Source organism: Emticicia sp. MM (genome assembly GCF_001649495.1).
In genome coordinates, this window is record NZ_LXHX01000093.1 from 24,161 (window position 1) to 33,687 (window position 9,527).

10 protein-coding genes are annotated in these 9,527 nt (G+C 38.0%); 4 read left to right on the forward strand and 6 right to left on the reverse strand.

All coding sequences use genetic code 11. The annotated features are described in order from the left end of the window. Positions 1-34 precede the first annotated feature (34 nt). The 5 genes from A6M55_RS11215 to A6M55_RS11235 form a co-directional block, all read right to left on the reverse strand. Positions 35-724: a SprT-like domain-containing protein gene (locus A6M55_RS11215; protein ID WP_082892992.1), complete on the reverse strand. Its 690-nt coding sequence runs from the start codon at positions 722-724 to the stop codon at positions 35-37. A gap of 88 nt (positions 725-812) precedes the next feature. Further along, complete coding sequence (gene ruvX / locus A6M55_RS11220; protein WP_064197679.1) at positions 813-1,220, reverse strand: Holliday junction resolvase RuvX; 408 nt, start codon at positions 1,218-1,220, stop codon at positions 813-815. Between the two features lie 75 nt (positions 1,221-1,295). Next, positions 1,296-2,111 (reverse strand): nucleoside triphosphate pyrophosphohydrolase, encoded by an 816-nt coding sequence (gene mazG / locus A6M55_RS11225; protein ID WP_064197680.1) that lies wholly within the window; start codon positions 2,109-2,111, stop codon positions 1,296-1,298. Positions 2,112-2,257: 146 nt separating this feature from the next. Beyond that, complete coding sequence (locus tag A6M55_RS11230; RefSeq protein WP_064197681.1) at positions 2,258-2,917, reverse strand: thioredoxin family protein; 660 nt, start codon at positions 2,915-2,917, stop codon at positions 2,258-2,260. Between the two features lie 58 nt (positions 2,918-2,975). Continuing rightward, a complete protein-coding gene (locus A6M55_RS11235; RefSeq protein WP_197491698.1) occupies positions 2,976-3,452 on the reverse strand; it encodes a TlpA disulfide reductase family protein in 477 nt (158 codons plus the stop codon). Positions 3,453-3,619: 167 nt separating this feature from the next. Here A6M55_RS11235 and purU point away from each other — a divergent pair, with 167 nt between their 5' ends. Then, positions 3,620-4,474, forward strand: a complete 855-nt coding sequence (gene purU, locus A6M55_RS11240) for a formyltetrahydrofolate deformylase (RefSeq protein ID WP_082892994.1) — start codon at positions 3,620-3,622, stop codon at positions 4,472-4,474. A 96-nt stretch (positions 4,475-4,570) separates the two neighbouring features. Here purU and A6M55_RS11245 read toward each other — a convergent pair whose 3' ends face one another. Next, positions 4,571-6,247: an OmpA family protein gene (locus A6M55_RS11245; RefSeq protein ID WP_229235517.1), complete on the reverse strand. Its 1,677-nt coding sequence runs from the start codon at positions 6,245-6,247 to the stop codon at positions 4,571-4,573. Positions 6,248-6,407: 160 nt separating this feature from the next. On the opposite strand from A6M55_RS11245, the gene A6M55_RS11250 reads away from it, so the two are divergent. The 3 genes from A6M55_RS11250 to A6M55_RS11260 form a co-directional block, all read left to right on the forward strand. Next, a complete protein-coding gene (locus A6M55_RS11250) occupies positions 6,408-7,385 on the forward strand; it encodes a bifunctional heptose 7-phosphate kinase/heptose 1-phosphate adenyltransferase (RefSeq protein ID WP_064197688.1) in 978 nt (325 codons plus the stop codon). A 560-nt stretch (positions 7,386-7,945) separates the two neighbouring features. Then, positions 7,946-8,854, forward strand: a complete 909-nt coding sequence (rsgA, locus tag A6M55_RS11255; protein ID WP_064197682.1) for a ribosome small subunit-dependent GTPase A — start codon at positions 7,946-7,948, stop codon at positions 8,852-8,854. Between the two features lie 329 nt (positions 8,855-9,183). After that, positions 9,184-9,527 (forward strand): sigma-70 family RNA polymerase sigma factor (locus A6M55_RS11260; RefSeq protein ID WP_156511039.1); only part of this gene is annotated, 344 nt, incomplete at its 3' end.

Genomic DNA, 9,527 nt, shown 5'->3' on the forward strand with positions numbered 1-9,527 from the left:
TTTTATATTTTTTAACATTTTGTTCATTGAAAACTCACAATGGATTGACAAGTGCTGATGCCAAAATTGTATATCGGCGTTTCGATTGTTTCTCCAAACACAATACTCTCGTTCGGCGTTTCTCGATTTTCTGGAAAACAGTCCCACGAAACTCAAACCATTGATTATCAGTCAATTCTGATAGAGAAACGCCAACTTGTTCGCCAGCATCAAAACTTCTCAAAGCCTCGGCCAGAGGTGCATAGCTTATCGAAGAAGCCGCTGGATTTTGCATATAAGCACTTAACGGTAAAAGTAGGTTTTTGGGCAAATGCTCTTCGCTGAGCAAAGGCTGCATTAAATCTTGAAAACTTCTTTTCCATTCTTTCCCGTGGGGTTCTATTCGTTTTCTGCCTTTATTGAGCCAAGCTCGTTGATGTGCAATTTCGTGAATGTATGTTACCAAAAAAGCATACTGATTTAAGTCGTGATTGATAGTAATTTTGTGCTGACCGTCACGAAAAATATAATTTCCAAAACAACTGCTTCGGGTGCGTGAAATCTTAAACGAAAAGGGTTGTTCTTTCCACAATTCAAAGCAATACATGACCGTAGTTGCAGGAAGATGTTTGAGTAAAATTTCTCCCATCTTCTTGGCTGTTATTGCATCGGGTTTGTTTATTGTGGGCAAAGTCGGATTTTTATCCACAACTTTATTCACTTTTTTAAATAATTGTTGAAACATGTTTTAATAGTCCACGGTCGATAGTCCATAGTGAGACAAAGTTTTACCTGTATGGGCATCTTTTGTCTCATTTCTTTTGTCTGAATACTTAATTTCCCATAAAACTCTGTAAAATAATCACCGCACTGATTTTGTCGATATTTCCCTTTATTTGTCGGTCTTTTTTCTTCATTCCGCCTGCAATCATGGTTTGCATGGCCATTTTTGAAGTAAAACGTTCATCGTGCAGATGTATGGGTGTTTCGGGGAAAATATTTTTTAACTCTATCACAAATCGCTCTACGTAGGCCGTTCCGTCGGTGGCTGTGCCATCCAAATTTTTCGGCATTCCTACAACAAAAGCCTCAACGACTTCGGTTTGGGTGTATTTCTTTAAATATTCCAACAATTTATCGGTCGGAACGGTTTCGAGTGCCGAAGCGATAATTTTTGATGGGTCAGTTACGGCCAAACCTGTTCGTTTAGCACCGTAGTCAATAGCGAGTATTCTGGGCATAAAATTTCATGAATGTAAGTAATATTGTCTGTGAGGACTCAGACAACGGCAGGTTAAAATAAAACTGTTGACTAACTACAGTTTCTTCGCTTCTTCCCAAAAAATATCCATTTCGGCAAGGGTCATATCTTTCAGATTTTTGTTGGCTTCTTTGGCTTTTTCTTCCAAATACTGAAAACGCTTGATAAACTTCTTGTTGGTGCGTTCGAGGGCCGTTTCGGGGTTAATGTCTATGAAACGAGCGTAATTGACCAACGAGAAAAGCAAATCACCAAATTCACCTTCGGCTTTTTCTTTGTCAATAGCTTGATCGGTTTCTACATCAAACATCTCTTTAAATTCACCCATTTCTTCCTCGACTTTTGCCCAAACTTGGCTTTTTTCTTCCCAGTCGAAACCCACACCACGAGCCTTTTCTTGAATACGCATTGATTTTACCAAAGCTGGTAAAGAACCTGGCACGCCACTCAAAACCGATTTATTCCCTTCTTTTAGCTTCAATTGTTCCCAGTTTCGTTTTACATCTTCTTCGTTTTCTACTTTCACATCGCCATAAATATGTGGGTGACGAGAAACCAATTTATCGCAAATGCCATGAAGCACGTCGGCCACATCAAAATCGCCAGTTTCGGAAGCAATTTTTGAGTAAAATACCAAATGAAGCATTATATCACCCAATTCTTTCTTGATTTCTGGTAAATCTTTCTCCAAAATAGCGTCTGAAAGTTCGTAAGTTTCTTCAATCGTCAAATGGCGAAGCGTGTCCATTGTTTGCTTTTTATCCCACGGACATTGTTCACGGAGTTCGTCCATGATGGTCAGCAGTCTGTCAAATGCCATGAGTTTCTCCATTCGTTGCGGAGGAAATATAGGGGGAAGTTTGTTGCTCATACGTTAATGAGTGAATGTTTGATTGAGTGAATGATAGAATAGGTTTATGCTATCATTCTACAAAGTTCGTCAATAAAAAAAGAAAAAGCCACCTGTTTTCGCAGATGGCAACTATATTTTGTAGTACAGATTTGTAATCTGTCATCTTAGCTTTTCCATTTAATGGCACAACCAACGGCTTTTGTGCTTGTCGTTACCACAGGTTTTCCTACTAAAAGGTTATTTACTGCATCTTCAACGTAACGTTTTGTTACACCCGAAGGGTCTTGGGCGTTATCGTCGATGGCTCCAATATAACTCACGATTATCTTTCCACCTTCTTTCTTTAAAACATACGCTTGCGGTGTACGCATCGCACCAAATGCCTTAGAAACTACCTGCGTGTCATCGGTCAAATACGGAAATGGATAGCCTTTTTCTTTAGCACGTACTTGCATATTAGCAAATGAATCTTCTTCATAAGCGTCGGGGTCGTTAGGATTAATTGTAATCACTGGAAAACCCTGCGAAGCATATTTACGGTCAAGAGCAATCACTCGGTCTTCGTAAGACTTCGAGAATGGGCAGTGGTTTGAGGAAAAAACAATGATAAAACCCTTTGCTGATTTGAAATCAGCCAACGACATCATCTTTCCATCAATATTTTTGAGTTTAAAATCCGATACAGCATCGCCTAAAGCGTAGCCAGTGGGTGCTGGTGCCGTAATTTCTGACAAATCTGTCAATGGCGTAGCCATAGCCATTTGCGTTGCCCCGAAAATGCTGCTCAAAAACACTACTCCGAAGATTAAAAACTGCTTTTTCATTTGCTTAAATATTAAAAAAATGTGTGTTGATCACTAACGTTAATAAAACAAAAGTATTTCAAAAAAAGTGCCGAATTTTATCGCTAAGGCTCTGATAGTCAAAAGATTGTTCGTAAAACTCCTGCCGAGTGCCGTTGCTTATCAGGGTGGCAGGAATCGCCCCCGACCATTGCGGACTTACTTTATCAATCCAGCTGTTATAATCGGGTTCGTCAATCAAATATACTTTCGATTTTATCTGATGTTCGGTCACAAATGTTTCTACTGTTGCTAAGTCTCGTTTGAAATCAAGACTAATGAAAATCACAGAAACGTTGTTCGGACGAAAGTTATCGGCTAAAGCCTCAAAAACGGGCATTTCGCTCACACAAGGCTTACACCAAGATGCCCAAAAATTTATCACACTAATTGCATTATCTTTTTTTATCAGTTGCTCTAAGTCCGTAAACTTAATGACTTCAATATTATTTTGAGCAAAAGAACCATAAAACGTTGATAAAAGTGCGAATAAAAGGTATATTCTGAATATTTTCACAATTCTTTGCTTGAAGTAGTTCGTAAATTTATTTTAAAATCCGTAATTCGCAATCTTAAACTTTGATTAATGTGATTTTGTGGTGGAAATTTGTATAGCACATGTTTATTAACGATTACAAAGTGGCACAAATACTCAATCCAAAATCTTTTAAAGCGTGCTAAATAATGGCAAAACATATTCTTTTGATGGATGGCCCCGATGCCAAAGGTTTGATTTTTCATGTAACAAGTGTATTGTATCGCAACGAGTGTAATATTATTTCGCAAGATGAATATGTAAGTCCTGCCACCGATAAGGTTGAAAGTCAGTTTTTTATGCGAACCGAGTTTGAGTCGCCCGAAAAACTCGACCCACAAAAGGTTTTGAAAGATTTGCAGGAAACGATTGCTACGCCCGAAATTAATTTACGGATAAGCCCTAAAAAGAAAAAAGATGTAGTGGTTTTAGCTACTAAAGAGCATCACTGCCTTTCGGATTTATTGATACGCTACAATTTTGACGAACTCGATGCCAATATTTTGGCCGTTGTGAGTAATTATAATACGCTTCAACCTTTTGTGAGTAAATTCGGCATACCGTTTCATTACATCACGCACGAACACAAAACTCGTGAAGAACACGAAGAAGCAATTTTAAGAACGTTGGAGATTTACAAACCAGAATATTTGGTTTTGGCAAAATACATGAGAATTCTCTCACCTGAATTTGTATCGCACTACCCAAATAAGATTGTCAATATTCACCACTCATTTTTACCAGCTTTCATTGGAGCAAATCCGTATCGACAGGCTTATGAGCGAGGTGTGAAAATCATTGGAGCAACAGCTCATTTTGTGAATAATAATCTTGACGAAGGGCCAATTATCGCTCAAAACGTAAAAGACGTTGATCATAGCTACGCTGCAACCGATATGGCTCGAGAAGGAAAAGAAGTAGAAAAATCGGTGCTTACGCAGGCTCTAAAACTTGTTTTCAATGACCGAGTATTTATTTTCGGAAATCGAACGGTGATATTATAAAAAAGTAGAACGCTGATTTTATGATTCTTATGGTTATTGTATGATTTTTTATCATAAATAATCATAAAAATTCGCCAGATCAGCGTTCTAACTTTATTATTTCTTCACAATCACAAACTCTACACGTCGGTTCTGGGCTTTGCCTTCTTCGGTGTCATTGCTTGCTATTGGGCGGGTTTCACCAAAACCAACACTCGTAACTCTATTAGCAGGAAGTTTCTTCGATAACAAATACGTACGAACCGATTCGGCACGGTCTTGCGAGAGTTTTAAGTTACTTTCATTTGAGCCTACATTATCGGTGTGACCTTGAATCTCAATCGTCAGATTTACATTCGATTTCAAGGTTTCAGCAATACGGTCTAACTCAGGGAATGACTCCGAACGTAGCGTAGCTTTGGCATATTCAAAGAAAATATTGTTGAGCGGCACTTTTTCACCTTCTTTGATGGCTACCAATTTGAGATCATCGCCATTGATTTCCTTAAACTCTTTTACTTCCGTAAGGTCAATGTTTTTGCCAATCGCAATAAAATCTTTGGCTATGGCGTGGTAAGAATATTTCTTTCCGTAAGGCAATACAATTTTATATTCGCCAGTGGCTGGATTGGTGTAGGCTTCACCGAGTTCTTCGCCATCGGCTAAGTCTTGATAAACAATCTTTGCTTCAATCGGGCGACCAGTTTTTTGGTCAACAACTCGGCCACTAATCATTACAACTGGCGTTGGGTCAGTTGTGCCAGTATTTACAGGGCTTTTTCCTTCGGTCAAACTTCTTTGTTCTTCGATTCTGCTGTTTGAAGTTTGTACGCCCGCTACAGTTGGCTCAACTTTCTTTTCTTCACGCAGTTTGAAACGCACTAAATCACCTTTACCGACAGAGTTTTTCTTGGTGCTCATATACGCATATTCGCCCGAAGCCGAAATAGTGTATGAAAGTTCGTTGGCATCGCTGTTTACTTTCTCGCCCATGTTGATTGGCTTTGACCATTTTCTCCAACTTCTATCTAATCGTTTCGACACCCAAATATCAGTTCCGCCTAAGCCACCTTTGCGGTCGGTTGCAAAATAAAGTGTATAATTATCCGATGCCAAAAATGGTGTAGTTTCGGTATCTCCAGTATTAATATTATCGCCGAGACTTTCGGGTTTTGTCCATTTGCCATCTTTCCCCAGAAAGCTCACATACAAATCATCTTGTTTGCTGTTTTTCTTTTCGCTGAAAGCCAAAATCAGTGTTTTTCCATCATTTGATAAGCAAGCCGTCAGAAATTGACCTTTACACATATCATCAAATTTCGGAATAATTACTTTTTGTGGCTCACTCCAACCTGTTTTTGTTTTCTTACACGTCGAAAGTCCAGCTTCGTTTTCACGGCGACCACCATTATAAACCCCCGAAATCAGAATCGTATTTCCATCAGGAGTAATACTAAAAAGGTCGTTATATTGGTCTTTATTGATGCTATTGGGCATTCTTCGGGCAATAGTCCAAGAACCATCTCTATTTTCAGAATACCATACATCTTGACTTCCCTTTGCACCGTAATTATTCGATGGATGACTCACTCGTACAAAATATAAAGTTTTGTTATCGGGCGAAATCACTGGATTTAGTTCATTAAATTCGGTATTAAGTGCTGAACCGAGTTGCTCCATTGATTGAGCAAAAAGTCTTCCGTTTTCAGAAAATGGAGAGAAATATAAATAAGAGGATAGTAAGAATAGGATAGCCTTACGCATAAAATCTATTTTATTTTTAAGAATAATCATACAAGTCGCTTTGCAAATAACGCAATCTCCGAGCCAAAATGTATTAATTCTTAAAAAAATCATTCTAAAATCCGTAGTTTTGTACCCAAATGAAAACAGGAGGCTTTGCTGGGCGACACTCGCTCTAAGCGAAGTCTTCCATGAAAAATATTTTAAACTCGTGCAAGCAAACCAAATTTTTGATGCCTTCGCCCAACTCAGAGTATTGATTGTGGGCGATGTGATGATAGATTCGTATATTTTCGGAAAAGTTGAGCGTATTTCGCCCGAAGCTCCGATTCCTGTTGTAAATGTGAAACGTAAAGAAATTCGTCTGGGTGGAGCAGGAAATGTGGCAATGAATATCAAATCATTGGGCGGAACGGCTATTTTATGCACCGTTGTAGGAAATGATTCCGATGCAAATGATTTAGTTAAATTATTGACAGATAATGATTTACCAACTGAAGGTATCATCAGAAGCAACGACCGTATTACGACCGTGAAGCAACGTGTTTTGGCAGGTTCGCAGCATGTTGTGAGGATTGACTCAGAAATGGACGGTCTTATCAATGCCGATGAGCGTTCGCAACTCATAGAGAAAGCAAAAATTTTGGCTGAATCGTGTGATGTGATTATCTTTGAAGATTACGATAAAGGTGCTTTAGATGCAGAAAGTATTCAGGCAATTGTAAGTTTTGCTAAAGAAAAAGGTATTCCAACAATCGTTGACCCTAAGAAGCGAAATTTCTTGCACTATCAAGGAACTGATATTTTTAAGCCAAACCTTAAAGAGTTAAAAGAAGGTTTAAAAATTGATTTTGATGCCAAAAATTTGGACGAAATCAGAGCAGCGGTGGCATCGGCCAAACAGACTTTGGGAGTGAACGGTTTATTTTTGACATTATCTGAAAATGGTGTTTTTATAGATTTTGCTAACGAAACGCACCATATTGCAGCACATTTACGTAGTATTACCGATGTTTCGGGAGCTGGCGACACGGTAGTGAGTATTGCGGCAATGTGTTTGGCTCTAAAACTTTCGCCAAAAGCAATTGCCGAAATGTCAAACTTAGGAGGCGGACTTGTGTGTGAGTATGTGGGTGTAGTACCAATCGAAAAGGAAAAATTAAAGGCAGAGTATCAGAAACATTTGTAGCAAAAAAAAGCACCCGACATTTTTTTCTCTCAGAAATAATGTGTGGTGCTAAAAATTCAGAATGTCGGCAAATTGGCGGCTTTTATGGCTACAATTCATTGTGACTGAATTATTTTGTGGCTGGCTTGAATGGTATTGTTAGTTTTCCTTTTTTGTTTAAAGAATAAACTACAACTCCAACAGCAACAGCGGCTAATCCGAATAATACTCCTTTCTTCATTGTCGTATTTGTTTAAAGTGTGTCTTTTTTTGGTGTTTTTGAACAACTAAATAACGGAAAAAACTTAATATTTGTTGCAACAAACGCTTAAAAATTACTTAAAAATTTATTTTACGGTAAATATTATCGTTTGATACCTTACCCAACAACAAAATTAGGGAAAATACAGGAATAATTATATCAAATTATTTTCTTAAAAAGAAAAAATATAATTATTCATATAAATATTATCTAACGGATAATTTTTAAATAAAAATTCGCCTTTAAGTCTATTTTAAGATAAGAATAGTTTTTTACATTTTAACTCTATCAAATTTTGAGCCAAAACATTGGATTAGTGATGCGTTCGACGGGTTCTTGGTACGATGTTCGTTCCAATGAAGGGACTATTATGCAGTGTCGGCTAAAAGGGAAGTTCAAAATCAAGGGTTTCAAAGTAACTAACCCTATTGCCGTTGGCGATAAAGTTGTTTACGAAATGGAAGACGAAAACCGCAATGCGGGCATCATCAGTGATATTCTTCCTCGTGAAAATTACATCATTCGTCAGTCGGTGCATAAAACTGCTCACGGTCATTTATTGGCGACCAATCTCGACCAAGCAGTGCTAATTGCTACGCTCGATTTTCCTCGTACATCACTCGGTTTTATCGACCGTTTTTTGGTAGCTGCCGAATCGTTTCGTATTCCTACGGTGCTGGTTTTCAATAAGCTTGATTTACTAAGCGAAGAACAAGTTTCTTATCAACATGAGCTGACCGAACTCTACGAAAGTCTCAATTATAAATGTATCTTTACATCGGCTATTGACGGCACAGGTGTTGATGAGTTTGCTGATATTCTGAAAGGAAAAGTTTCGCTACTTTCGGGGCATTCGGGCGTGGGGAAATCTACTTTGGTCAATGCTATTGCTCCCGATTTAGATTTACGTACTTCTGAGGTTTCTACATTTGCCAATAAAGGCGTTCATACCACAACTTTTGCCGAAATGTTTGAAATTGCCCCCGAAACATTCATCATTGATTCACCTGGAATCAAGGAATTGGGGCTTGCCGATATGGAAAAAGAAGAAATTGGGCATTATTTTCCCGAAATTTTAGAGATAATGGGCGAATGCCGTTTTCATAATTGTATGCACCTCGACGAACCAAATTGTGCCGTAAAAGAAGCTGTCATGGAAGAACGAATTGCTCAAAGTCGCTATTTTAGTTATTTGAGCATGATGGAAGGTGGTGATAATAGGAAATAGAGCAAAAGCCACAGTTTTCGGTCAAATACTCAACACAAACAAAATGAAGTCTATTGAATAAAAAAACTTTGAACTATTGACCGTTGACCAAAACTACCCTTTTATCCTCAAAATCAGTCGTTTCGCACAAATATCATTTTATCACAGAAGCTATTTTTCTTTTCTTTGTCGTATATACATCAGAAAAGAATTCCTGCATTATCAAAGTCATTTATTGAGATTAGAAAAGTGTTTTTCAGGAAACTTAAAAAATCAATCTTGGTATTCTGACAAATCGTTTTAATCTTGGTGTAAAAATCGTAATTTTGCCCGACTATAATTAAAAGTCTATGGAAGAAGAAGAAGACATTGTAGAAGTAGAAGCTCGGTATTCGGAGAAAGAAAAATACGCCGTTTTTGATAAAGAGTTTATGCCACACATAGACTCCATGTATAACTTTGCCTTTCGCCTAACTAATGATGAAGATGATGCCAATGATTTGGTGCAAGATACATATCTGAAAGCATTCCGTTTTATCAATTCATTTGAGCGAGGAACTAATGCAAAAGCATGGTTGTTCAGAATTTTGAAAAACAGCTTTATCAACGATTATCGTAAGAAAAGCAAAGAACCATCGAAGGTAGATTACCAAGACGTTGAGACAACCTATAATTCGACAGAAGATGCCGAAAT

Bases quoted from the DNA above. Each gene is read 5' to 3' on its own strand.
- ruvX (WP_064197679.1), bottom strand. From the start codon at position 1,220: ATGCCCAGAATACTCGCTATTGACTACGGTGCTAAACGAACAGGTTTG.
- A6M55_RS11245 (WP_229235517.1), bottom strand. From the start codon at position 6,247: ATGATTATTCTTAAAAATAAAATAGATTTTATGCGTAAGGCTATCCTA.
- A6M55_RS11230 (WP_064197681.1), bottom strand. From the start codon at position 2,917: ATGAAAAAGCAGTTTTTAATCTTCGGAGTAGTGTTTTTGAGCAGCATT.
- rsgA (WP_064197682.1), top strand. From the start codon at position 7,946: ATGCGTTCGACGGGTTCTTGGTACGATGTTCGTTCCAATGAAGGGACT.
- mazG (WP_064197680.1), bottom strand. From the start codon at position 2,111: ATGAGCAACAAACTTCCCCCTATATTTCCTCCGCAACGAATGGAGAAA.
- purU (WP_082892994.1), top strand. From the start codon at position 3,620: ATGGCAAAACATATTCTTTTGATGGATGGCCCCGATGCCAAAGGTTTG.
- A6M55_RS11215 (WP_082892992.1), bottom strand. From the start codon at position 724: ATGTTTCAACAATTATTTAAAAAAGTGAATAAAGTTGTGGATAAAAAT.